Raw genomic sequence first — 22662 nt, forward strand, 5'->3', positions numbered from 1 at the left:
CGAAAAGCTTACCCCGTTGATTACTGGGTTGTCCTGGATGCTGCAAGAATAAGGCGCTCCGCAGGCGGCAGGTCGAACCGCGGCTCGACGCCCAGGAGCGGCGCGATCCGCTCGATCACCTTGCCGCCGGTCGGAACAGCGTTCCAGCCGGAGGTGATGAACCCCTTCGTCTCAGGAATGGCCTGCGGCTCGTCCAGCATGATCAGGATCTGATACTTGGGATCGTCGCAAGGCATGATCGCCGTGAAGGAGTTGAGCACGCGCTTCTTGGCGTAGCGACCGTTGATGACCTTTTCGGACGTGCCGGTCTTGCCGCCGACGTAATAGCCCTTGATATCGGCGGTCTTGGCGGTGCCGATCTCGGCGTTGAGCCGCATCAGGAACCGCATCTTGTCGCTGGTCTCGGTCTTGATGACGCGCTTGGCGATCGCCGCGGCTTCGGACTCGCTGCGCTTCATGAAGGTCGGCGGAATCAGATAGCCGCCGTTCACCAGCGCATTGATGCCCATCACCGCTTGCAGCGGCGCCACCGACATGCCCTGACCGAACGCGATGGTGACCGTGTTCAGCTCGCCCCAGCGCCGCGGCACCAGCGGCGCCGCGCTCTCCGGCAGCTCGGTGCGCAGCCGCGTCAATTGGCCCATCTTGGCGAGGAACGCCTTGTGTGCCTCCACGCCCTGGCTGAGCGCGATCCGCGCCGCACCGATGTTGGACGAGTAGGTGAACACTTCCTTGGTGTTGATGAAACGTCCGAGCGGGTGGCTGTCGTGGATGGTGAACTTGCCGTAGTGCAGGTTTCCACGCGCGTCCCACGACGAGTTCAAATTGATCTTGCCGGAATCGAGCGCCATCGCCAGCGTGAACGCCTTGAAGGTGGAGCCCATCTCGTAGACGCCGGTGGTCAGGCGGTTGATGCGATCAGGATCGTGCGCTTCCTTCGGGTTGTTGGGGTCGAAATCCGGCAGGGAGACCATCGCCACGAGCTCGCCGGTCTTGACGTTCGAGATGATGCCGGAGGCGGCCTTGGCGTGGAACTTGTCCTTGGCCTTCAAGAGCTCGTCGCGCAGCGCATGCTCGACGCGCAGGTCGATCGAGAGCTCGATCGGCTTTTGCAGCCGGTCGGTGGCAAAGCCGGCGCGGTGGAGATCGGCGAGGCCCTGATTGTCGAGCCACTTCTCCATGCCGGCGATGCCCTGGTTGTCGATGTTGACGAGACCGATGAGGTGGGCGACCTCGTTGCCGGTCGGATAGACGCGCTTGTTCTCGCGCAGGAAGCCGATGCCGGGAATGCCGAGCTTGTGGATGGCCTGCTGCTGCTTCGCCGTGACCTCGCGCTTGAGCCAGACGAAGCCCTTGCGCGTTCTCAGGCGCTCGCGCACCTCGGCCTCGTCGAGGTCGGGCACGGTCGCGGTGAGAAGCTCGATCGCCTCGTCCTTGTCGATGATGCGACGCGGTTCGCCGAACAGGCTTGCCGCCTTGACGTCGGTGGCAAGGATCGCGCCGTTGCGGTCGACGATGTCGGGACGCGCGGTCGCCACCACCTCCTGCGCCGCGGCGCGGCGCGCGCCATGGGCATCGGCGCCGATCGCGAACATCACGAGCCGGCCGCCGATCAGGGCATAGACCGAGGCGAAGGCGAGCATGGCGAGGCCGACGCGCGCGCGCGCCTTCGCGGCGCGGTCGACGTTGCGCCCGTAGAGCAGGCTGCGGATCAGACGCTGCCGCCAGGGCTCAGTCGGCTTTTCTGCAGGTTTGGCCGGAGTCGCAGCGCTCATTGATTGTCCTCGGGCTGAGGCACGGAGCCCGTCACGGTGTCGGGATCGCTGGCGGCTTCGATCGTGTTCAGCATGGCCCCGATCGGATCGGGCTCGCCCGGCCTGAACATCCGCGGCGGACGCTCCGGCAGGTTCTTCAGCGAATCGTATTGGGTGCCATTGACCGGCTTGAGCTGCAGATGCCGATCGGACAGGCCTTGCAGCCGGTGCGGCGCATCGAGCCTGGCCCATTCGGACCGCAGAGACGCGATCGCGTCGCGCTGCTCGCGGATCTCCGCATGCAGCCGCAGCACCTTCTCGACGCGCGCTGTCGAGTCCATCTTGATGCGGTAGACATAGGCCGCCGCGAAGATCAGCGCGCCGATGACGAGGAGGTGGATGATGCGCATGCGCTAGCCGCCCCTCATCACGTCGGAGAGTTTCGGCCAGGACGATGGCTCGTCATTATGATGCGCCGGCGCGGAGGTGCGCTCGGCTGCGCGCAGTTTTGCGGAACGCGCCCGCGGATTATGCGCGACTTCGTCGTCACCGGCGACCACAGGCCGCCGCGTCAACAACTGGAAGCTCGGCGGAACCTGCGCGACTTCCGGCAGATGCCGCGAGCCGCCGCCGGTCTTCGAACGCGCGGCGAAGAAATTCTTGACGATGCGGTCTTCCAGCGAATGGAACGAGACCACGACGAGGCGGCCACCGGGCTTGAGCACGCGCTCGGCGGCGGCGAGCGCGGTCTGAAGCTCCTCGAGCTCCTCGTTGACGAAGATGCGCAAGGCCTGAAACGTCCGCGTCGCCGGATGGATGTCGCCGGGCTTGGAGCGCACGATCCTGCCGATGAGATCGGCGAGCGCACGCGTGGTCGTGAACGGCGTCTCCTGCCGGTCGGCGACGATGGCGCGGGCGATGCGGCGCGACTGCCGCTCCTCGCCGAACAGATAGATGATGTCGGCAAGATCGCCTTCGGAGGCATGCGCGACCACGTCGGCCGCGGTCGGCCCAACCTGCCCCATCCGCATGTCGAGCGGACCGTCGAGGCGGAACGAGAAGCCGCGACCGGCCTGGTCGAGCTGCATCGAGGACACCCCGACATCCATCACGACGCCATCCACGGCGTCGATGCCCTGGGCCGCGCAGACATCGGCGAGATTGGAGAAGCGGTCCTCGACCAGCGTCAGCCGGCCGTCGGAACGTTCGACCAGTTCGGCGCCGCCGGCAATGGCAGTTCGATCGCGGTCGATCGCGATCAGGCGGGTTCCAGGCACGTCGAGGATGGCGCGGCTATAGCCGCCCGCGCCGAAGGTGGCATCGACATAGATCCCGCCCGCACGCGGCGCGAGATGATCGATGGCCTCGCGGCCGAGCACGGGAATGTGGGGAGCGGAGCTCATGCGCCAAGCCTGGTGATCCAAAGCCTTGTGACCCAAAGCCCGCCGAAGGCCTTGCCTGACGTCCAAGCGAGATCGGGGACGGACAAGCCCATAACGCCTCGAATCATTCCGCGCCGCGGCGGTTCCACGACAAAGCTCGCGTCCGGCATGGTTACCGAGCCCGGTCGTCCCGGGCAGCAAACCCAGTGTTGCCAGTGGAATTTGTCGGGCAGCCATGGGATTTCGAGCCAAAATACGCTTTGGCCGCCTCCGGACGCGGGTCGGCTCTTCATCCCTCAGTAACGGCCCTTAGCGTTAAGAAAGCGTTGCTCGGCTGCCTACAAGTCGAAAAGCTGATGGCGTGGTGATGCTTCATCCACACACATGCGCCAAAATGCATCCGTTAACCGCGCCGCACGATTGCGTGCGGTGGAGGGTAAAGGAATAGTAAAGAGAAGGGCTTGCCCATTCTCGTCCGACCTGAGTTGTCTATGCCGCCGTCCGGTTCGTCCACGCCGTCTGGATCTGATTCGAAGCGTCAACGCGTTCTCCCGGTTCCCAAGGCCGCGGCGAACATGCGGACGTTCGAGCCGGACTCCTCGATCGTCTCCGACATCATCCCCTCGCCGAACTTCGGCGAGCGCAACAAAGGCCGGCAGCCCGACATGATCGTGCTGCACTACACCGGCATGCCCGACGTCGAGGGCGCGCTGGCGCGGCTGTGCACGGCCGGAACGGAAGTATCGGCGCATTACGTCGTGCTGGAGGATGGCCGCATCGTGCAATGCGTGTCCGAAACCAAGCGCGCCTGGCACGCCGGCGTTTCCTCGTGGGCCGGCGAAGACGACATCAATTCCTGCTCGATCGGCATCGAGATCATCAATCGCGGCCATGACTGGGGCTATCCGGAATATCCGCTGCGCCAGATCGCCGCCGTGATCGCGCTGTGCCGCGGCATCATGCTTCGCCGCAAGGTGCCGGCCCACCGGGTGCTCGGCCATTCCGACGTCGCGCCCGCGCGCAAGAAGGACCCCGGCGAGAAGTTTCCGTGGCACTCGCTGGCCAATTCCGGCGTCGGCCATTGGGTCACGCCCGCTCCTGTCGTGCGCGGCGAGACCCTGATGCTCGGCACCATCAGCGACGAGGTGCTGAGCCTGCAGCAGGCGCTCGCCAGATACGGCTACGGCGTGCCGCTATCAGGCAAATACGACGCCGCGACCATGGAGGTCGTCACGGCCTTCCAGCGCCATTTTCGCCCGGCGCGGCTCGACGGCGTCGCGGACCATTCGACGCTGTCGACCTTGCAAGCGCTGCTGGCGAGCCTGCCGGCAGAGGGGACGCCGGTCGCGTCGAAATGACGGCGACGGCCACATAGTTCACTCTCGTGTCCCGGACGCGCTGCAGCGCTCTAGCGCTGCTGCGCAGAGCCGGGACCCGGTTGGCGACGCGAGCTCGCTCCGGAGAAATGGGCCCCGGCTCTGCAGCGCATCGTCGAAGTGACGCTGCGCTGCGTCCGGGGCACGAGAGCCCTACCCCATCTCCCTCACCCGTCGCGCATATAGCCGCCGCAGCGGCTCCAGCTGCGTTGCCTCCGCCGCCGCACGATACGCCTCGCGCGCCTCGTCCTTGCGACCCAACCTTCGCAACAAATCCGCGCGCACTGCAGGTAGCAGCTCATAGCCGCGCAGGTCGCCGCGCGCACTGAGCGCGTCGACGAGATCGAGCGCGCGGGCCGGTCCATCGACCATCGACACGGCGGCAGCGTGGTTGAGCTCGATCACGGGAGACGGACCGATGCGCAGCAACACCTCGTAAAGCCCGGCGATCTGCGGCCAGTCGGTCTGCCCGAAGCTGGGCGCACGCGCATGCAGCGCGGCGATCGCGGCCTGCACGGCATAGGCTTGCGGCCGGCCGGGGATACGCAGCGCGTCGTCGACCAGGCGCAGGCCCTGCTCGATCTGCGCGCGGTCCCACAACATGCGGTCCTGCTCTTCCAGCAGCACGATATCGCCGGCCGTCGTCGCGCGCCCGGCGCGGCGCGCATCGTGCAGCAGCATCAGGGCGAGCAGGCCCTTGATGCCGGCGCGATCCGGCATCAGCCGGTCGAGCAAGCGGCCGAGCCGGATCGCCTCGGCCGCAAGATCGGGCCGCATCAGATCCGCGCCCTCGGTCGCGACATAACCTTCCGTGAAGACCAGATAGATCACGGCGAGCACGCCATCGAGCCGCGGCGCCAGCGCGTCGCGCTCGGGCACCTCATAGGGGATGCCGGCGAGCCTGATCTTCTGCTTGGCGCGGACCAGCCGTTGCGCCATTGCCTCCTCGCCGACAAGGAAGGCGCGCGCGACCTGCGCGGTCGAGAGCCCGCAGACGGTGCGCAGCGTCAGCGCGACCTGGACTTCGGCCGCGAACGCCGGATGGCAACACGTGAAGATCAGCCGCAGCATGTCGTCGTCGAGCATTGCCGGCAGTTCCTCGGGCGCCTGCGCGTTCAGCTCGAGCTCGTGCACGATCGCCTGCTGCTTGCCGCGGAAGGCAATCTGGCGGCGGACCCGGTCGATCGCCTTGTGCTTGGCGACGTTGACCAGCCAGGCGCGCGGATTGTCCGGGATATTGCACGCCGGCCAGCGCTCCAGCGCGACCGCAAAGGCATCCTGCAACGCATCCTCTGCAAGATCGAAATCGCCGACGAGACGGATCAGCGTGGCCAGCGCCCGCCCCGCCTCGTCGCGAAATACTTTGTCGATCTCGGACGGTGTCATGCGCCGACGCGCAGGCTAGTCGTCACTTGTCGTAGACCCAGATCGGCCGCACCTCGATCGAGCCGATGCGCGCGCTCGGAATGCGCGCCGCGATCTCGATCGCAGCGTCGAGATCCCTGGCCTCGATCAGATAATAGCCACCGAGCTGCTCGCGCGTTTCCGCGAACGGACCGTCGGTCGTCAGCACCTTGCCGTCGCGCACGCGCACAGTGGTTGCGGTCGTGGTCGGCTGGAGCCGGTCGCCGGCCTTGAAATTGCCGCTCTGAATGATGGACTGGGTGAAGGTCTGATATTCCGCCGTCATCTGCTGGCCGGCCGCCGGACGCATGTTCGCGTACTCGGCTTCGTTCTGGTAGATCATCAGCAAATACTGCATCTCTTAACTCCTGTTGCACGGCTGGATCGCCGACATCCAGTCGAACGGGGCCCACTCCAGACGACATCTTCAGGATAAATTATTTGCAGGCCGCGTGCGCGGCGATACCGGCTTGACGGAACCATCGCAAATGCCCCATGCGTTACCGGTCAGTCGGCCGGACGGCCGCTCCGGCAAGGGTCGAAAGGCCGCCGGGGAGGAAAGTCCGGGCTCCCTTGACATGCGGTGCCGGATAACGTCCGGCGGGGGCGACCCCAGGGAAAGTGCCACAGAGAACGAACCGCCCCGCTTCGCCTTTGGCTTCGCGGGGTAAGGGTGAAAAGGTGCGGTAAGAGCGCACCGCGGCTGCGGCAACGGAGCCGGCATGGCAAACCCCACCGGGAGCAAAACCGAATAGGGACGGCGTAGCGGGCTGTTCGCGCAAGCGATAACGCCGCGGGGCGATGTCAGGCCCGCCGTCCGGGTAGGTTGCTCGAGGCCGTGTGCAAACATGGTCCCAGAGGAATGGCCGTCACGTATCGTTCGCGCAAGCGGGCGGTGCCTTACAGAACCCGGCTTACAGGCCGGCTGATATCTTGCAACGAGGGGTTCGGCGTGACTGCGCCGGGCCCCTCACCATTTGGGCTGACGCGCAGCCATTCGACCGCTGTCATTCCGGGGCGTGCGCAGCACGAGCCCGGAATCCATCGGGCCGCAATGTTAGTCGAGGAATGGATTCCAGGGTCCCGCTTCGCGAGCCCCGGAATGACAGCGAGAACTACGCCGCGCGCGCGTCCGCCTTCACCAGCACCGGCGCAAGCTCGTCGGCTTCGCGCCGGAGCTTGCTCGCCTCGAATCCGTGCATGCCGAGCTGCCATTGCAGAGCGACGATGGCGCCCTTGGTCGGCTGCAGCAATGCGAGCGAGGCGAACAGCGTCACCGGCAGCCACACCGCGAGCTGGAGCCACTCCGGCGGCGCATAGGCGGTCTCGACCGCGAGGATCGCCGGCACCACGAGATGGCCGACCACGACCATCACGAGATAGGCCGGGAAGTCGTCGGCGCGCTGGTGGAACAGCTCCTCTCCGCAATGATCGCACTCGTGGGCGACCTTCAGGAAGCGGCCGAACAGATGGCCCTCGCCACAGTTCGGGCACCTGCCGCGAAAGCCACGCCACATCGCCTTTGCCAGAGAGACCTTCGCCAGAGAGACAGACATGACCACACCTCTTCTTCCTTTCCAACGATCCATACAATATTATCTTGCCTCCATACATTCAAAGGATATGGGCCTTAATTGCATGGATTGGACTCCTACAATCTCGGAGCTCTCAGGGCCGCGCTACCAGCGCATCGTCGACGCCATGGAAGCCGACATCGCCGCTGGCCGGCTGGTGCGCGGCCAGCAATTGCCGACGCAGCGCGCGCTGGCAAAGACGCTCGGCATTGACCTCACCACGGTGACGCGCGCCTATACCGAAGCGCGGCGACGCGGCATCATGGAGGCGCGGGTCGGACAGGGCTCGTTCGTGTCTGAGACCAGCGCGCGCCGCGCGGTCGACCTGCCGCATCCCGTCGCGATCGATCTGTCGATGAACGTGCCGCCGCATCCGCTGGAGGCGCAGCTCGACGAGCGCATCATCGCCGGGATGGATTTCATCCGCGCGCAATCGGGCCTGACGGCCTATCTCAACTACCAGCCGCCCGGCGGCAGCGCGCATGAGCGCGAGGTCGCCGCGCGCTGGATGCGTTCACGGGTGCCGCACGCACAGGCCGACAGGCTCGTGATCTTTCCCGGCGCGCAGACGATCCTGTTCAACCTGCTTGCACAGCTTGCGCGGCCCGGCGACATCGTGCTGACGGAGGCGCTGACATTTCCCGGCATCAAGGCCGCGGCCGTGCAGCTCGGCGTCAAGCTCGTCGGCGTCGCCATGGATGATTGCGGCATCCTGCCAGATGCGCTGGCGAAGGCCTGCCGCGCGCACCGGCCCAAGGCCGTCTATCTCATTCCGACGCTGCACAATCCCACCACCGCGACGCTTTCCCCGGAGCGGCGCCGCGCCATCGCAAAGATCATCCGCGACGCCGACACGATCCTGATCGAGGACGACGCCTACGGCCTGCTCGACCGCTCGGCCTCGCCGATCGCGAGCCTCATTCCGGAACGGACGTATCTTGCGACCACGCTGTCGAAATGCATCGCGCCGGCGCTGCGCGTTGCCTATCTGGTGACGCCGGACGGCGACACGCAGCGGCAGATGCGCACAGCCCTGCAGGCGACCGTGCAGATGCCGGCGCCGCTGATGGTCGCATTGGTGACGCATTGGATCGAGAGCGGCATTGCGGATCGCATCATCGCCGCCATCCGCAGCGAAGCGGTCGGCCGTCAGCAGCTCGCGCAACGCACGTTGAAGGGCTTCCAATTCCAGGCCAAGCCCGCCGCGCATCATCTGTGGCTGCGACTGCCCGAGGGCCGGCCCGACGTCGCCGCACATCTCTTGCGGAACGGACTTGCGGTGGTCGCCGGCGATGCTTTCACCGTCGACGGGACACCGCCGCATGCGGCGCGCGTCTCGCTCGGGGCGGCCCGGAACAGATCTGAATTGACGGAAGCGCTGCGCATTCTGATCGGCGCGCTGCACAAGCCCGCCGACATCAGGCAGATCGTCTAAAGCATGATCCGGAAAAGTGCGCAGCGGTTTTCCGAGAAGAGCATGCTCAAACAACAACCTAAAGCGCGATGACGATTCATCCTCATCGCGCTTTTGCTCATCGACGATGACGGCGATGGCCGGAGCGCACGGCCGGCACCGCGGGCGACGGATAGGCCTGCGACGCGTAAGCATCATTGGGCGCTCCCTGCCGGCCAAGAGCCGCACGTGCGGCAGGTGTGAGCTGGCCGCCATTCAGCACGTCGCGGTCGGGATGCGCGGCCTGATAGGCCGCAGGCTCGGACAACTGCGCCTGGGCCATTGTCGGCATCAACGCCGTCGCCGACACTAGCGCTGCCGCAATGGCAATCTTGGTGCGGGTCATGGTCATTCTCCATCATCGCGTTCGGGGCCGAGCCGATGATCACGCCAGATAGCGGCCCGAATTGAAGTACGACCGTCATGTAGGCGCGTCTTCCGCGAATGCCCGATGCCGCAGATCACGCCTGCGTGCAGCATGGATTGACCTGCACGGCGGCAAGCGTGCTATGCGAGCCGGAGCGATCAACTGTTCGGGATCGCCGCCGCAAAGAGGACAATCCGTTGGAAACGCTCACCTATGTCCTGCTGCTGTTCGGCGCGCTGGCCGGGGGCTTCGTTTCGGGGCTGGCAGGGTTCGGCACGGCGTTGATGGCGCTCGGCATCTGGCTCTACGTGCTGCCGCCCTCGCTCGCGGTGCCCCTGGTGCTGATCTGCTCTGTGATCGCGCAGACCTCGACCTTGCCCTCGATGTGGAAGAGCTTCGATCTCTCGCTGGTCTGGCCCTTCCTGATCGGAGGGCTGATCGGCGTGCCGCTGGGGACCATGCTGATCGCCTCGGCCGATCCCAAAGTGTTCAAGCTGAGCGTCGGCGTTCTGATTCTGATCTTCTCGACGGCGCTCTATCTGAACAAGAGGCCGCTCGCCGTCACGTTCGGCGGCCGCATCGCCGACGGTGCGGTCGGCTTTGCCGGCGGCATTCTTGGCGGCCTCGCCGGCTTGTCAGGGCCGCTACCGATCCTGTGGGCCAACATCCGCGGCTGGAACAAGCACGAGCGCCGCGGCATCTTCCAGCTATTCAATTTCACGGTGCTGGCCACCGCGCTGGTGCTGCAAGCCGCATCGGGTCTCGTCGAACTCAAAGTGGTCTGGCTCGCACTGGTCGCCTTTCCCTGCACCTTGATCGGCGCCTGGGCCGGCGCGCGCGTCTATCACGCCCTCAACGACAAGCATTTTGGCGATGTCGTGCTCGGCCTGTTGTTCCTGTCGGGCCTCACTCTCGTCTGGAATAGTCTCGGCGCGCTTTAGCTCTGCCTTCGCTTCGCTGCGAGCGCCATGCCGCCGGCGACACCGACGCCGAGCACGTAGATCCAGCCCGCTGTGAAGTCGAACAAATGGGTGTTGAACAGCGAGGTCAGCATGTTCTGCACCACGACCAGCAGGCCGATCCAGGACGCGAGCCCCTCGCCGCGAAACAGCGCGAGATGCGCAAACCAAAGTGCGTAGAGGATCAGCACACCAACGACACCCCATTGCACGGCCGCACTGAGGGTCTGGTTGTGCGGATTGCTGACGATCTCCCCGCGCAGCGGATCCATCTCCGCATCGACAGCCACGCTTGTGAACAGGCCGCGGATCGATCCGGTGCCATGGCCGATCAGCGGCGCATCGGCGATGAAGCCAAGGGACTTCCGCCAATATTCCAGACGCGAGCCCATGCCGCTGACCTGACTGTCCTGCACGCTCATCTCATAGTCGGCCTGGAACTTCGCAACCGTCATGCGCAGATGCGGTGACGCGACAAAGAGCAGCACGGCCAGCAGTCCCATCGCGCCGGCGGCAAGCAGCGCCGTGCGCAGGCGCAGATGCAGCAGCGCGAAGAGCAGAACCAGGATCGGCAGCGTCACGAGCGCCGTGCGCGAGACCACCACGAAGATCATGTTGGCGAGGAATCCGGCCGCGAGGCCTGCGAACAACGCCGCGTTGCGTGAGCGACCTTGCAGCGACACGACCGGATAGACCAGCGCGAGCGCGCAGAGCGCGAATTCCTGGCTCTGGTCGATGTAGTTGCGCACCGCGATCCCGCTTTCGACCTTGTAGGGCCCACGCGACAGATAGAGCTTCAGCGAGAGCGCGGGGTCGATGGCGACGGCAAATGAATAGAGCATCAAGGCGGTGCAGGACGCCAGGAACGCGGCAAACACCCAGCCGCCATAGGGCCAGCGCTCGAACTGGTAGATCAGAAGCGGGATGACCAGCAGCTTCGCGGCCGGTCCGAGGGCGTGGATTCGCTCCGGCCATGGCGCATCCGACCAGAGCATGCCCAAGCCGCCGAGCGCGACCAGCGCGATCGGCAGCAGGCAGATCGGGCGAAGCAGCGAACGCGGAAATGCGCGGAGATCGAGGAACGCGAACGCGATCAGCCAGGGTATCAGCGCGAAGGTCAGCCCGGTCGTGGTCCACGGCAGCAGCAGCGCGATCAGCGCGACGAAGCGTGCCGGCGTGCGGTAGCGCGCCGCCCAGATCGCGGCGAGCCATGACACCCGCCGCTGCTCGTTGGTCGCTCCGGTCATTGGCCCGTCTGCAGCCCGCCATCCCGCCGTCCGGCAAATTAGCCGGAGCAGCCGGGATGGAACAAGCCGCGTTACGCAGGCTCGCGGGCGAGAGGCGCAATGGCTTCGGGGCTCTCCGGCCCTGGAGCCTTCTCCTGCGGCGCCGGCGCCAAGCGCTTTGCGAGCTCGCGGTGCAGCAGCCACAGGCTCAAGCCCGCCTGCAACATCGTCGCCGCGACCGAGAGGTACCAGACGTACTCCATGCGAAAGCCCGGGCGTGTCGAGAGCCAGATCGCCGGCAGCGAGTAGGTGAACACGCGCGACGCCGAGGTCAAAAGCACCGGCTTGGTGTTGCCGAGGGCCTGGAACATGCTCGAGCAGGTGAAGATCAGCCCCTGCGCGATCATGTTGAGCGAGATGATCCGCAGAAACAGATAGGCGATCTCCATGGTCTCGCGGTCGTTCGAGAATCCGCCGAGCAGCAGCTCCGGCTTCACCTGGGCAAGGATCATGAAGCCGGCCATCACGGTCGTGACGATCAAGGCCGCCTTGACGAAGGTTTCCCGCACGCGCGCGGCGTTGGCAGCACCCACGTTCTGGCCGGCGATCGGCCCGGCCGCCAGCCCGACCGCGAGCGCAGGCATGTTGATCAGGCCGAGCACGCGCTGCCCGATGCCGAAGCCGGCCTGCGCCGCCGCGCCGAAATCGCGCAGCACGTAATAGACCACCGCCATGAAGATGAACATCATCGCGAACTCGCCGCCGGCGGGCAGGCCGACATTGAGAATGCGCTTCAGATGGCGCGGTTGCGGACGCCACTGCGCTACGTTGAACGCGACGTAGCGCTCGACCTTGCGGAAATAGGCCAGCAGCATCAGCGCGCCGATGGCGACCGCGATCGAGCTCGCCAGACCCGCACCGGCCACCCCGAGCGCATGGCCGGTGCCCCAGCCCGTGATCAGAACCGGCGCCAGGACGATATTGATGGCTACGGCGAACGTCTGCACCAGCATAACGGGACGAACGATACCGGTCGCACGCAACGCCGATCCCATCACCTGCGTCGCGAACTGCAGCGCGAGCGCCGGCATGAACCACAGCAGGTAAGTGGTCCCCGCCTCGATCGTGGCCTGGTCCGCGGCAATCGCATGCATATAGACGCGTGACAGCGCGGCACCCGCAACCAGGGTCGATAGTCCGAACAGCACCGACAGCATCATCGCCTGATTGAAGATCAGGTTCGCATCCGTCCGGTCCTTGCGTCCCACTGCATGCGCGATCAGTGCCACCGCGCCGACGCCAAGCACCTGCATCAGCCCGTTGACGAGGAAGCCGGCGTTGCCGGCCGCGGCAACGCCGGCGACGGCCGCATCACCCAGGCCCGACACGAAATAGAGATCGACCAGCTGGCAGATCATGATCGTGACCATGCCGACCATGATCGGCGGCGCCATGACCAGGATGTGTCTCACGATGGAGCCGTTCGTCAGGTCTTTCATGTCATTCGGTCCTTGACGTAGTCCCTGGCGCCGCGGCAGCGGGACGTTTCACCCCGCTGCCGCACGCCTCATTCCGCTGCCGCGATATGCCCGAGCTCAACCACCTGCCGCTCGAACAGGCCGCGATAGATGCCGCCCGGCTTGCCCGCCAGCAGAGCATGCGTGCCCTGCTCGACGATCTCGCCGCGGTCGAACACCAGGATTCGATCGAGGCTCCGCACCGTCGACAGCCGGTGCGCAATCACGATCGAGGTGCGGCCCTTCATCAACCGCTCCATCGCCTGCTGGATCAGCGCCTCCGATTCCGAATCCAGGCTCGAGGTCGCCTCGTCCAGGATCAGCACCGGTGCATCCGCCAGGAACGCACGCGCCAGCGCCACGCGTTGCCGCTCGCCGCCCGACAGTTTCACGCCGCGCTCGCCGACCAGCGTGCCGTAGCCCTTCGGCAGACGCAGGATGAAGTCGTGCGCGTTCGCCAGCCGCGCCGCCTGCTCGATCGCCTCGAGGCTGGCACCTGGCCGGCCGTAGGCGATGTTCTCGGCGAGCGAGCGGTGAAACAGGATCGGGTCCTGCTGCACGATCGCGATCTGGCTGCGCAACGATTGCTGCGTGGCGAGCGCGATGTCCTGCCCGTCGATCAGCACGCGGCCGCCGCTCACGTCGTAGAGCCGCTGCACCAGCTTGACGAAGGTGGTCTTGCCGGAGCCGGAGCGTCCGACGAGGCCCACGCGTTCGCCGGCCCGGATCGTCACCGAGAGCCCGTCGTACAGCGGCGTGCGATGACCGCCATAGTGGAACGTGACGTCGTCGAACACGATCTCGCCGCCCTCGATCGCGATCGGCCGCGCGTCCCTGGCATCCGAAATTCCGATCGGCTCGTCGTGGATCGCCACCAGCTCTTCCATGTCGTTGACCGAGCGCTGGAGGTTATTGATGTGCATGCCGACGTCGCGCAAATAGGCGTGGATGACGTAGTAGCTGGTGAGCACATAGGTGACGTCGCCGGGCGAGGCATGCCCGGACATCCACAGCAGCACCGAACCGCCGATCACGGACCCCCGCAGGCACAGCAACAGCGAGAGCTGCGCCATGGCGGTGTAGTTGTAGCGATACCAGGTCCGCCGCACCCGCACGCGCCAGCGGTTGATGACGCGGGCGAGCCGTGCGTCTTCGCGCAGCTCGGCGCCGAAGGATTTCACCACCGCATTGCAGGTCAACGCATCCGCCAGCGTGCCGCCGACCTTGGTGTCCCAGGCATTGGAGACACGCGCGGCCGGCGCGATGTAGCGGGTCGAGAACAGCACCGTCATCGTGACATAGACAAGCGCGCCGAGCGCAATCACCGCGCCGAGCGAAGCCCAGTGCACGCCGAGCAGGATCATCGATCCGATCAGCACCACCAGCGAGGGCAGCAGGGCCAGCAGGATGGTGTCGTTCAACAGATCGACCGCCCACATGCCGCGGGTGACCTTGCGCACCGTGGAACCGGCGAAGGAATTGGCGTGCCAGTCGGTCGAGAAGCGCTGCACGCGCAGGAAAGCATCCTGCGCCAGGTCGGACATGATCTTCAGCGTGAACGGTACGATGGCCTGAAGGCCGATGAGCCGCAGCATCATCGAGGCCGCGCCCAGCGCCACGATCGCGCCGAAGGCCACCAGCGCCGCGTGGCGCGCCTCCAGATCGGACGGGCCGCGCGTCAGCGCATCGATCAGGTGTCCGGAGAACACCGGCATGAACAGGTCGGCGGCGGTCGCCCCCAACAGGCCGACGACGATGACGAGCGTGCGCGCCGGCTGCTTCAGCCAGTGCCGAAATACGAAGGGCAGCACCACGCGAATTGCGGCGGGTTTCTTGGACAGAGAGGTCATGACATCATCCAGCCGCCTCTGGGGCAGGCCGGCTCCATCGATGGACGCAAACCGGCCGCGAGGGCCGAGGCGGCGTCACCTAAGATTGATTTTGACTTGGGAAGCGGAGCGATCGGGACACAAAACCCAATCGAAGCTGGCGGAAAGGACCTCTAGGAGGTCGAGCACATACCGAGCCAGGACATCATCGACGACATCATCGAGCGCGGGCGTACGATCTGCGAATGCGACGAAATCATGCAAATCCTCCCGGTTCGATTGAATGAGGTGCGCTTTATAGATGTGCAATCCGCGTTTTGCAACGGGGCTCGCGTGAGATCACGGATGAGTGTTGCATTTTGGTGCGGAGGTCGCGCGGAGCGCATTGCCCTGGCGGATGACACCGAATGTGTGGCTCACCAACCATATGGCGATCAGTGCGCGTCGCCGCCGCCGGTCAACGAGGCCGGCTTGTTCAGCAGCGTCACCAGCAGGCTGAGGCCGAGATAGAACAGCGTCAGGATGAAGAAGGCGTCGCCGAAGCTCATCACCACGGCCTGGCGGTGCACGAGCTGCGAGAGCTGCTTCATCGCCATCAGCGTGGAATCGCCGAGCCCCTGGAACTTCTGCATGAACATGGTCAGGGTTTCGGTCGCGGTCGCGTTGCCCCAGGTCACGCGCTCCTGCAGGCGCGTGATGTGCAGATCGGTGCGGTCGTTGAGCACGGTGTTGATGACGGCGAGGCCGACCGCGCCACCGAGGTTGCGCATCAGGTTGAACAGGCCCGAGGCGTTCTTCACCTTGTCCGGCGCGAGCGTACCGAGCGCGATGTTGTTGGTCGGCACCATTGCGAACATCATGCCGATGCCGCGCAGGATCTGCGGCACCAGCAGCTCGTAGAAATCGTAGTCGCGCGTGATCCACGTCATCTGGTAGGAGCCGATCGCGAACACGACGAGGCCGAATGCGATCATGTAGCGCATGTCGAACTTCACCATGAGGCGGCCGACCAGCGGCGCGACCAGGAACATGGTGATGCCGGAGACGAACATGGTCTCGCCGATCATCAGCGCGCTGTAGCCGCGCACTTCGGCGAGATAGCGCGGATAGATGTAGGTCAGGCCGTAGAGGCCGATACCGATGCAGAATTGCAAGAGGCAGCCGATCGCGAAATTGCGGTTGGAGAAGGTCCGCAAATTGACGATCGGCTCGGCCGCCGTGAAGACGCGCCAGAAGAAGGCGATCGCCGAGATGCCGCAGATCCACGCGCAGATCGCGACCGAGGTGTCCTGCATCCACTCATATTGCGGCCCCTCCTCCAGCACGTATTCCAGCGCGCCGAGGAAGCCGGCCATGAACAACAGGCCCCACCAGTCGAAGCGGTCGAGCAGCTCGAAATGCGGCTCGTCGAAATCGACCAGCGCCAACACGCCGACGGTGATGCCGATGCCGGGCACGACGTTGATGAAGAACAGCCAGTTCCACGACATCAGGTCGGTGATGTAGCCGCCGACCGTCGGGCCGATCGTGGGAGCGAGGGTCGCGACAAGCCCGATGATGGGGCCGACGATGTGGAATTTCGATCGCGGGAAGACGGTATAGGCCGAGGCGAACACCGTCGGGATCATGCCGGCGCCCAAAAATCCCTGCAGCGCGCGCCAGAGGATCATCTCCTCGATGGTGGTGGCAAATCCGCAGAGCAGGCTCGAGGCGGTGAAGCCGGCCGCCGAGATCGCGAACAGCAGCCGCGTGCCGAAGGCGCGCGACAGGAATCCCGACAACGGAATGGCGATGACCTCGGCGATCAGATAGGCGGTCTGGACCCAGGAGACTTCGCTGGAGCTCGCCGACAGTCCGGCCTGGATCTCGCTGAGGGACGCCGAGACGATCTGGATGTCCAGAATCGACATGAACATCCCGAACACCATGATGATGAAGGCGAACAGCCGCTTCGGCGCGATGCGCTCCGAAGCAGGATCCGCCATCATGGCAGGTGAAGCGGTGGTGGCGTTGGCCATGGTCGTCCGACCTCGCAGCGCTGGGATCGCGATTTACTGCGGGTGGATCGCCGTGGGATCGTCGAGATCGACCTCGCTGTCGGCGTCGGCCGCGCCCTTGTTGGTGTCGACGGTCGCATAGACCGACATGCCGGCACGGAGCAGGTTCTGCTTTGCCACCGATTTCGGCACGCGGATGCGGACCGGCACGCGCTGCACGATCTTGGTGAAGTTGCCGGTGGCGTTGTCGGGCGGCAGCAGCGTGAACACCGAGCCCGCCCCCGCCGCGATGCTGTCGACCACGCCGGAGAATTTGCGCATGCCGTAGGCGTCGACCTTGATCGTCACGGGCTGGCCGGGACGGATGCGCTTGAGCTGCGTTTCCTTGAAATTGGCGTCGATATAGACGTCGTCCAGCGGCACGACGTTGCCGAGGCGCTGGCCGACCGCGACGAAGTCGCCGGCGTTGACCAGGCGATTGGAGAACGTGCCGCCAACCGGCGCACGCACCGCGGTGAAGCTGAGGTCGCGCTCCGCCTTGGCGAGCGTGGTCTTGAGCTCGGCGAGCTGGGCCTGCGCTTCGGCCTGCTGCGCCTTGGCGACATCGACATTGCTGACGGCGACATCGTAGGCGGCCTGCGCGGCCTTGACCGCGGCGGCGCCCTGGTCGCGTCCGGCTTCCGAGCTCTCGAAGGTGGCGCGCGAGGCAAAGCCCTTGTTGCTCAGGGCCTGCTGGCGCTCATAGTCGAGATCGGCGCGCTTGAGGCCCGCTTCGGCCGAGACGAGCTGTGCCCTGGCCTGCGCGACCTGGCTGTCGAGTGCCGCGACCTGGCGGCCGATGCGATCGATGGTGGCCTGCTGGGTCGCGATCCTGGTCGCGGCGGCGTCGACCGCGATCTTGTAATCGCCTTCGTCGATACGGAGGACGACGTCGCCCGCTTTCACCGGCATGTTGTCGCCGGCCAGGATCGCGGCGATATGACCGGAAACGCGCGCGCCCAGCATAGTGTTGTTGGCGCGGACATAGGCGTCGTCGGTGGAGATGTAGAAGCGGCCGACCAGCGTGTAGTAGCCGGCATAGCTCGCGGCGGCGAGCGCCAGCACGAGACCGACGCCCATCAGGACGAACTTGCGCTTGCCGGATTTGGCAGCGCCGGCGGCGGATGCGTCAGGCGCAGGCGCGGCCGGCTTGTCGATCACAGGCTTCTCCGGCGCCTCAGCGGTGCGGCGCTTGGCTTCCTCGGCCACATGCGCGCGCAGCTGCCCGGCAAGGGGGGCCGAGTTCTCGGCCGCAGCGTCACCGCCCGCGTGCTCCTCCACCGCTTCCTGGCGTAGGACGCGCGCAGCCTGGTCTCTCGATACGGCCATCAAGGCCTCCCCAAAAAAGCGCGATCGAGGCGACGGCCGGCAAGCGGCCCGGTCCCCCTTCGCTGATCCAAATACCATTGACCGAACGGTTCGGTCAATATACATAATGATCCCGGCCGGACCCTACTGACGAGAATCCTTTATTCGGGTTTCATGGCCGCAGACCCGACTCAAAAACCTTCCGAGACCCTGAACCAATGGTTGTAGCTGCCAGCGACCGTCTGCACGTCATCCAAGAGGAGGACGGCTCCAAGCGTCGCCAGATCCTGGACGGTGCCCGCAAGGTGTTCATGGATCTCGGCTTCGACGGCGCCAGCATGGGCGAGATCGCGCGCGCGGCGCAGGTTTCCAAGGGCACGCTCTACGTTTACTTCGCCGACAAATGCGCGCTGTTCGAAGCCATCCTCGAGCAGGAGGCGCTCCAGCACGGCCAGGTCGTGTTCAACTTCGATCCCGCGCGCGATGCGGAGACCACGCTGAAGGAATTCGGGCAGGCCTACATCCACCTGCTCTGCCGTCCCGGCGGCGGATCGGCGATCCGCACCGTGATGGCGATCGCCGAGCGCATGCCCGATGTCGGCCGCCGCTATTATGCACGGGTGCTGGACAAGACCATCAATCGCCTCTCCGACTATCTCAAGACCCATGTCGCCTCGGGCGATCTCAAGATCGACGATTGCGATCTCGCGGCCTCGCAGTTCATGGAGCTGTGCAAGGCCTCGCTCTTCCTGCCCTTCGTTTTCCAGGCCGCGCCCGCACCGTCGGAACAGCGCATGACCGAAGTGGTCGACAGCGCGACGCGGATGTTCCTCGCGGCGTACCGGGCGACGTAGCCGCGCGTTGCGCGGGCCGGTCCGGCCGAATTATATTGCGATCATGTCCCGTGATCTTCGCCCGCCCGTCGATATCCTCCATTACGAGATCGTCCAGGAACAGGCCTCGGCGCTCGGACGGATGGGCCGCACGCTCGAACAGGCACTGGCGCGTTTGCGCGAGTTCGACGCCGCGCACGGCACCACGGAAATTGCAGCCTCGGTGCAGCAGGCCAGGCGAAAGCTGGTGCTGGAAGCCGGCCAGGCACTGTGGATGTTCGTGGTGCAGCGTGAGGCATCCGGCTTGCGCGACAGCCGCCACATCATGCGAACCTACAACGTTCCAAGCGAAGTGCAACTGTGTATGGGGCTGGCGCCGGCGCCGCTGAAGCCTTCAGCGAAATAGAGCTGGCTAGTCCGTGATCTGCTTCCTCAACGCGGCGAGATCGTTGACGACCAACTTGGTCGGGCCGGTCGAGATGATACCGTCATCCTGGAGACGACTCAGGATCAGGCTGATAGATTGCCGCGTCGCGCCGATCATGCGCGCGAGATTGGCCTGTGTGATGCGGCCGAGCGATATCGGGCTATTCTCGTCCTGCGCCGCGTTCTCGCATAGCTTGACCAGCAGCAGCACCAGCCGTTCCGCCGCTTTCTGCCCGGCCAGCGTCTGCGCCAGCATCGAATAGGTCTCGCCCTTGAAGCCGAGACATTCGATCAGCGCGACCGCGAACGACGGCGACTGGGCGATCAGCCTGCGGATCGCGTCCTGGTCGAGATGCAGCGCCTCGACCCGGCCCAGCGCGCGAGCAGACCAGCTATGGCGGTGATCGCCGAGAATGTAGGGCGCACCGACGAAGTCGCCGGCCTCCCAGGTCGCCAGCATCAGCTCGCGTCCCTGCGTGCCGGCATGGGTGCTTTCGACGATGCCGCTCAGGATGACGTGAATGCCGTTGGCGGGCTCGTTCTCCCTCAGCAGATAGTCGCGGTTCTGGTAGGCGCCGAGCCTGCCGGTTCGCATCACCAGGTCGAGATCGGCCTTGTCCAGCGCCTTCAGCACGTAACGCCCGGCTCCGGCCCTTCGCCGTTCGGTGCGCGGCTCACCCGCATCAGCCACCTCATGCGCATGATTGGGCTCCACCAACGGTCTCCCTCCGAGTGACGGCTCGAAGGCTAGGAGGTCTCCGCTCGGATTGCAACGCGGCGCAAATGCTCAAGGCTGCGCTGCCTCCCCCGTGAATGCACAGGCGAGGTCAGCGAGCAGGCGCTCCCGGCCGGCCGGCGCCAGAAAGGTGATGCCATAGGGCACGCCCGCCCCGGTCACCGCATTCGGGACCGCGATTGCGGCAAGCCCGAGCGGGTTCGCGAAATTGGTGTAATAGCCGTTGTCGAAATTGGCAGCCAAAGGATTGCGCGCGACGTCGTCGATGCTGAGCACGGTTCCGACCGTCGGTACCACCAACGCGTCATGGGCCTCCCAGAAGTCGCGCAGCGCGCACTGCGCCTCCTTGACCGCGTAGAGCGCGCGATAGGCATCGGCCGCGGAAAACTTGCGACTGCCGATGACGAGATCGCGGACGATCTTCACGCCCGCATCCGGATTGGCGTCGAGGAACGCGCCGACGGAGACATCGCGCTCGGCGAGAAACGGCCCGAAGAACATCAGATCGTTGATCGAGGTGAACGGAGAGAAATCAGCCGACGTGACTGACATGTCGAGCCGCCGCAGCTTGCGAAGCGCACCGCCGAACAACTCCTCCGTCTCGGCATTGCCGAAGAATCTGAGTTGATCGATACGCGGTGTCGCGAGGCGAAGCGGCCGCGCTGGCGGCGCCTGCTCGGCCCAGCCGGCAAACGCGACCGGCGAGAAGCTGTCGTGGGCATCGCGCCGCGCCAGCGCGCGGTAGACGTCGTATCCGTCCCGCGGCTCGCGGGTGTAGAGCGAGATCGTATCGAAACTCCGGCACGCATAGACCATGCCGCGCTGGCTGAAGGCGCCAGGCGCCGGCTTGAAGCCGGTGACGCCGCAATAGGACGCCGGCACCCTGCCCGATCCGCCGGTATCGGTGCCGAACGCAAAGGACGACGTGCCGGTCGCCACCGACACCGCCGCGCCCGAGCTGGAGCCACCGGGTATGTAATCCGGATTGTGCGGGTTGCGCGCGATGCCATAGGGCGAGCGCACGCCGACCAGGCCGGTCGCGAACTGGTCCATGTTGGTCTTGCCGACATAGATCGCGCCCGCGGCGATGGCATCTGCCACCACCGGGCTCGTATCCGTCGCGACATGGGAGAACTCGGGGCAAGCCGAAGTGGTCTGCTCGCCCGCGACGTCGATGCAGTCCTTGACCGAAAAGATCAGCCCGTAGAGCGGCAGCGTGTCGATCTCGCCGATGCGTGCATCTGCCCCGCGCGCGGCAGCCATCACGCTTTCGGGATTCGCCGTCGAGATCCAGACGCCACTCTGGTCGGCGTCCGTCAGACGCGACAGCACGTGCGCGGCGACATCGGAAGGCTTGAGCGCGCCGCTGCGATAGGCGGCACGAAGACGGCGGGGTGAGATATCCATGTCAATCCTGCGGGAATATGCCGGCGGGACCAGCCCGTCGGCACCGGCCTCAGCGGCCAACCACCTTCTCCAGGTAGGCGGGCTGGATGAACGCCTCGAAGTCGGCACGCGGCAACAGCTTCGGCAGACGCTCCTGCTTCACCAGGAAGTCGGCGGTCGAGACCAGCGTGTCGACGAACTTGCCCTTCTTCGCGGACGTGCCGAGATACTCCTCCGTGAGCTGCTTGTTGCAGGGGACCATTCCCGTGCCCTTCATCATGCGCGTCGCATCCTCGAGCGGCAGAGACAACTCGTCCGCGATGATCTGCGCCGTCTTCTCCGGATTCTTCAGCCAGAAATCGATCCCCTCGCATTCGGCCTTGATGAACTTCTCGACATAGGACGGATATTTGTCCGAGAACGCGTTCATGACGACGCCGATGTCCCAGGTCGGATAGCCGCGCTTGGCCATCTCGCCCGAGGTGACGAGGATCTTGCCGCCGTTCTTGACGGCCTTGTCGAGGTTCGGCTCCCAGAACCAGGCGGCATCAATATCGCCGCGCAGCCAGGCTGCCGCTATGTCCGAGGGCGCGAGATCGATGATCTTCATCGAGGCGGGATCGACGCCATCGTCCTTCAACGCTTGCAGCAGCAGGTAATGCGTGGTGGATCCGAACGGCGCGGCGACCGTCTTGCCCTTGAGGTCCTTGAGCGACGTGATGTTCTTGTCGGAGCGCGCCACCATCGCCTCGACATAGTCGAGCATGTTGATCACCAGGATGCCCTTGATCGGCAGCGCCCGGGTCGCACCGATTGCCGTCGGCGGATTGCCGAGGCCGCCGAAATCGACGTCGTTGCCGGCGATCGCACGCAGCATGTCGCCGCCGCCGCCGACCTTGACGTATTTGATGTCGACACCCGGCATTTCCTTGGCGAGCAGGCCGAGATGCTTGGTGACGAGCTGCGCGTTCACCAGATTGAGATAACCGACGGTTACCTTGGCCGGCTTTTCCTCGGCGCGAGCGGCGACCGTGAGCGCCAGCGTAGCAAGTGCGAATGTTGCAACAAATCTCTTCATCATGTCGATCTCTCCTCG

At 65.4% G+C, this 22662-nt stretch carries 20 protein-coding genes and 1 other RNA gene; 6 read left to right on the top strand and 15 right to left on the bottom strand.

Annotated features, from left to right (window positions below; genetic code table 11):
* Nucleotides 1-20 precede the first annotated feature (20 nt).
* The 3 genes from AC0WRY_RS27705 to rsmH are packed head-to-tail and all read right to left on the bottom strand — an operon-like array spanning nucleotide 21 to nucleotide 3157.
* On the bottom strand, nucleotides 21-1775 hold the full coding sequence (locus AC0WRY_RS27705; RefSeq protein ID WP_194403935.1) for a peptidoglycan D,D-transpeptidase FtsI family protein: 1755 nt from the start codon (nucleotides 1773-1775) through the stop codon (nucleotides 21-23).
* A complete protein-coding gene (gene ftsL / locus AC0WRY_RS27710; protein ID WP_194403936.1) occupies nucleotides 1772-2164 on the bottom strand; it encodes a cell division protein FtsL in 393 nt (130 codons plus the stop codon). Before ftsL ends, AC0WRY_RS27705 begins: the two co-directional genes overlap by 4 nt.
* A gap of 3 nt (nucleotides 2165-2167) precedes the next feature.
* A complete protein-coding gene (rsmH, locus tag AC0WRY_RS27715) occupies nucleotides 2168-3157 on the bottom strand; it encodes a 16S rRNA (cytosine(1402)-N(4))-methyltransferase RsmH (RefSeq protein WP_491121803.1) in 990 nt (329 codons plus the stop codon).
* A 554-nt stretch (nucleotides 3158-3711) separates the two neighbouring features.
* Between rsmH and AC0WRY_RS27720 the strand changes: the two genes are divergently transcribed.
* The gene (locus AC0WRY_RS27720; protein ID WP_194403938.1) at nucleotides 3712-4494 is read left to right on the top strand and encodes an N-acetylmuramoyl-L-alanine amidase; all 783 of its coding nucleotides are present in this window, start codon (nucleotides 3712-3714) and stop codon (nucleotides 4492-4494) included.
* A gap of 171 nt (nucleotides 4495-4665) precedes the next feature.
* Here AC0WRY_RS27720 and AC0WRY_RS27725 read toward each other — a convergent pair whose 3' ends face one another.
* Both AC0WRY_RS27725 and AC0WRY_RS27730 read right to left on the bottom strand, forming a co-directional pair.
* Nucleotides 4666-5898 carry an RNA polymerase sigma factor gene (locus tag AC0WRY_RS27725; protein WP_491121805.1) on the bottom strand — a complete coding sequence of 411 codons (1233 nt, stop codon included), beginning with the start codon at nucleotides 5896-5898 and terminating at the stop codon, nucleotides 4666-4668.
* 22 nt (nucleotides 5899-5920) lie between these two features.
* The gene (locus tag AC0WRY_RS27730; protein ID WP_194403940.1) at nucleotides 5921-6274 is read right to left on the bottom strand and encodes a YciI family protein; all 354 of its coding nucleotides are present in this window, start codon (nucleotides 6272-6274) and stop codon (nucleotides 5921-5923) included.
* A 149-nt stretch (nucleotides 6275-6423) separates the two neighbouring features.
* Here AC0WRY_RS27730 and rnpB point away from each other — a divergent pair.
* Nucleotides 6424-6849, top strand: an RNA gene (rnpB, locus tag AC0WRY_RS27735) — RNase P RNA component class A.
* 182 nt (nucleotides 6850-7031) lie between these two features.
* Here the strand turns inward: rnpB and AC0WRY_RS27740 are convergent.
* The gene (locus tag AC0WRY_RS27740; RefSeq protein ID WP_491121807.1) at nucleotides 7032-7505 is read right to left on the bottom strand and encodes a DUF983 domain-containing protein; all 474 of its coding nucleotides are present in this window, start codon (nucleotides 7503-7505) and stop codon (nucleotides 7032-7034) included.
* A gap of 49 nt (nucleotides 7506-7554) precedes the next feature.
* Between AC0WRY_RS27740 and AC0WRY_RS27745 the strand changes: the two genes are divergently transcribed.
* Nucleotides 7555-8925, top strand: coding sequence for an aminotransferase-like domain-containing protein (locus AC0WRY_RS27745; protein ID WP_491121809.1), 1371 nt, complete (start codon nucleotides 7555-7557; stop codon nucleotides 8923-8925).
* A gap of 97 nt (nucleotides 8926-9022) precedes the next feature.
* Here the strand turns inward: AC0WRY_RS27745 and AC0WRY_RS27750 are convergent, their stop codons facing one another.
* Entirely contained in the window at nucleotides 9023-9289 is a 267-nt protein-coding gene (locus tag AC0WRY_RS27750; protein WP_194403943.1) for a hypothetical protein, read from the bottom strand.
* 218 nt (nucleotides 9290-9507) lie between these two features.
* Between AC0WRY_RS27750 and AC0WRY_RS27755 the strand changes: the two genes are divergently transcribed.
* Nucleotides 9508-10251 (top strand): sulfite exporter TauE/SafE family protein, encoded by a 744-nt coding sequence (locus AC0WRY_RS27755; RefSeq protein ID WP_194403944.1) that lies wholly within the window; start codon nucleotides 9508-9510, stop codon nucleotides 10249-10251.
* On the opposite strand, the gene AC0WRY_RS27760 is transcribed toward AC0WRY_RS27755, so the two are convergent.
* From AC0WRY_RS27760 to AC0WRY_RS27780, 5 genes are all read right to left on the bottom strand, one after another.
* Entirely contained in the window at nucleotides 10248-11516 is a 1269-nt protein-coding gene (locus AC0WRY_RS27760) for an O-antigen ligase family protein (protein ID WP_491121812.1), read from the bottom strand. The genes AC0WRY_RS27755 and AC0WRY_RS27760 overlap by 4 nt on opposite strands.
* A gap of 71 nt (nucleotides 11517-11587) precedes the next feature.
* Nucleotides 11588-12994: an MATE family efflux transporter gene (locus tag AC0WRY_RS27765; protein WP_491121814.1), complete on the bottom strand. Its 1407-nt coding sequence runs from the start codon at nucleotides 12992-12994 to the stop codon at nucleotides 11588-11590.
* 68 nt (nucleotides 12995-13062) lie between these two features.
* A complete protein-coding gene (locus tag AC0WRY_RS27770; protein WP_491121816.1) occupies nucleotides 13063-14862 on the bottom strand; it encodes an ABC transporter ATP-binding protein in 1800 nt (599 codons plus the stop codon).
* A 413-nt stretch (nucleotides 14863-15275) separates the two neighbouring features.
* Nucleotides 15276-16859 (bottom strand): DHA2 family efflux MFS transporter permease subunit, encoded by a 1584-nt coding sequence (locus AC0WRY_RS27775; protein WP_212067694.1) that lies wholly within the window; start codon nucleotides 16857-16859, stop codon nucleotides 15276-15278.
* A gap of 33 nt (nucleotides 16860-16892) precedes the next feature.
* Complete coding sequence (locus tag AC0WRY_RS27780; RefSeq protein WP_212067695.1) at nucleotides 16893-18206, bottom strand: HlyD family secretion protein; 1314 nt, start codon at nucleotides 18204-18206, stop codon at nucleotides 16893-16895.
* A gap of 197 nt (nucleotides 18207-18403) precedes the next feature.
* Here AC0WRY_RS27780 and AC0WRY_RS27785 point away from each other — a divergent pair, with 197 nt between their 5' ends.
* A complete protein-coding gene (locus tag AC0WRY_RS27785; protein WP_194403950.1) occupies nucleotides 18404-19039 on the top strand; it encodes a TetR/AcrR family transcriptional regulator in 636 nt (211 codons plus the stop codon).
* A gap of 43 nt (nucleotides 19040-19082) precedes the next feature.
* Nucleotides 19083-19424, top strand: coding sequence for a DUF6665 family protein (locus AC0WRY_RS27790; protein ID WP_194403951.1), 342 nt, complete (start codon nucleotides 19083-19085; stop codon nucleotides 19422-19424).
* 6 nt (nucleotides 19425-19430) lie between these two features.
* Here the strand turns inward: AC0WRY_RS27790 and AC0WRY_RS27795 are convergent, their stop codons facing one another.
* The 3 genes from AC0WRY_RS27795 to AC0WRY_RS27805 form a co-directional block, all read right to left on the bottom strand.
* Nucleotides 19431-20159 (bottom strand): Crp/Fnr family transcriptional regulator, encoded by a 729-nt coding sequence (locus AC0WRY_RS27795; RefSeq protein ID WP_483070942.1) that lies wholly within the window; start codon nucleotides 20157-20159, stop codon nucleotides 19431-19433.
* 72 nt (nucleotides 20160-20231) lie between these two features.
* Nucleotides 20232-21587, bottom strand: coding sequence for an amidase family protein (locus AC0WRY_RS27800; RefSeq protein WP_491121820.1), 1356 nt, complete (start codon nucleotides 21585-21587; stop codon nucleotides 20232-20234).
* Between the two features lie 49 nt (nucleotides 21588-21636).
* Nucleotides 21637-22647 carry a taurine ABC transporter substrate-binding protein gene (locus AC0WRY_RS27805; protein ID WP_491121822.1) on the bottom strand — a complete coding sequence of 337 codons (1011 nt, stop codon included), beginning with the start codon at nucleotides 22645-22647 and terminating at the stop codon, nucleotides 21637-21639.
* Between the last annotated feature and the right edge of the window lie 15 nt (nucleotides 22648-22662).

The organism is Bradyrhizobium sp. T-12 (genome assembly GCF_058314695.1).

Excerpts from the sequence above, each read along its gene's own strand:
- AC0WRY_RS27770 (WP_491121816.1), bottom strand. The coding sequence starts at position 14,862 with ATGACCTCTCTGTCCAAGAAACCCGCCGCAATTCGCGTGGTGCTGCCC.
- AC0WRY_RS27805 (WP_491121822.1), bottom strand. The coding sequence starts at position 22,647 with ATGATGAAGAGATTTGTTGCAACATTCGCACTTGCTACGCTGGCGCTC.
- AC0WRY_RS27745 (WP_491121809.1), top strand. The coding sequence starts at position 7,555 with ATGGATTGGACTCCTACAATCTCGGAGCTCTCAGGGCCGCGCTACCAG.
- AC0WRY_RS27785 (WP_194403950.1), top strand. The coding sequence starts at position 18,404 with ATGGTTGTAGCTGCCAGCGACCGTCTGCACGTCATCCAAGAGGAGGAC.
- AC0WRY_RS27750 (WP_194403943.1), bottom strand. The coding sequence starts at position 9,289 with ATGACCCGCACCAAGATTGCCATTGCGGCAGCGCTAGTGTCGGCGACG.
- AC0WRY_RS27740 (WP_491121807.1), bottom strand. The coding sequence starts at position 7,505 with ATGGATCGTTGGAAAGGAAGAAGAGGTGTGGTCATGTCTGTCTCTCTG.
- AC0WRY_RS27800 (WP_491121820.1), bottom strand. The coding sequence starts at position 21,587 with ATGGATATCTCACCCCGCCGTCTTCGTGCCGCCTATCGCAGCGGCGCG.
- AC0WRY_RS27705 (WP_194403935.1), bottom strand. The coding sequence starts at position 1,775 with ATGAGCGCTGCGACTCCGGCCAAACCTGCAGAAAAGCCGACTGAGCCC.
- AC0WRY_RS27760 (WP_491121812.1), bottom strand. The coding sequence starts at position 11,516 with ATGACCGGAGCGACCAACGAGCAGCGGCGGGTGTCATGGCTCGCCGCG.
- AC0WRY_RS27720 (WP_194403938.1), top strand. The coding sequence starts at position 3,712 with ATGCGGACGTTCGAGCCGGACTCCTCGATCGTCTCCGACATCATCCCC.
- ftsL (WP_194403936.1), bottom strand. The coding sequence starts at position 2,164 with ATGCGCATCATCCACCTCCTCGTCATCGGCGCGCTGATCTTCGCGGCG.
- AC0WRY_RS27725 (WP_491121805.1), bottom strand. The coding sequence starts at position 5,898 with ATGACACCGTCCGAGATCGACAAAGTATTTCGCGACGAGGCGGGGCGG.
- AC0WRY_RS27765 (WP_491121814.1), bottom strand. The coding sequence starts at position 12,994 with ATGAAAGACCTGACGAACGGCTCCATCGTGAGACACATCCTGGTCATG.
- AC0WRY_RS27790 (WP_194403951.1), top strand. The coding sequence starts at position 19,083 with ATGTCCCGTGATCTTCGCCCGCCCGTCGATATCCTCCATTACGAGATC.
- rsmH (WP_491121803.1), bottom strand. The coding sequence starts at position 3,157 with ATGAGCTCCGCTCCCCACATTCCCGTGCTCGGCCGCGAGGCCATCGAT.
- AC0WRY_RS27780 (WP_212067695.1), bottom strand. The coding sequence starts at position 18,206 with ATGGCCGTATCGAGAGACCAGGCTGCGCGCGTCCTACGCCAGGAAGCG.
- AC0WRY_RS27775 (WP_212067694.1), bottom strand. The coding sequence starts at position 16,859 with ATGGCCAACGCCACCACCGCTTCACCTGCCATGATGGCGGATCCTGCT.
- AC0WRY_RS27730 (WP_194403940.1), bottom strand. The coding sequence starts at position 6,274 with ATGCAGTATTTGCTGATGATCTACCAGAACGAAGCCGAGTACGCGAAC.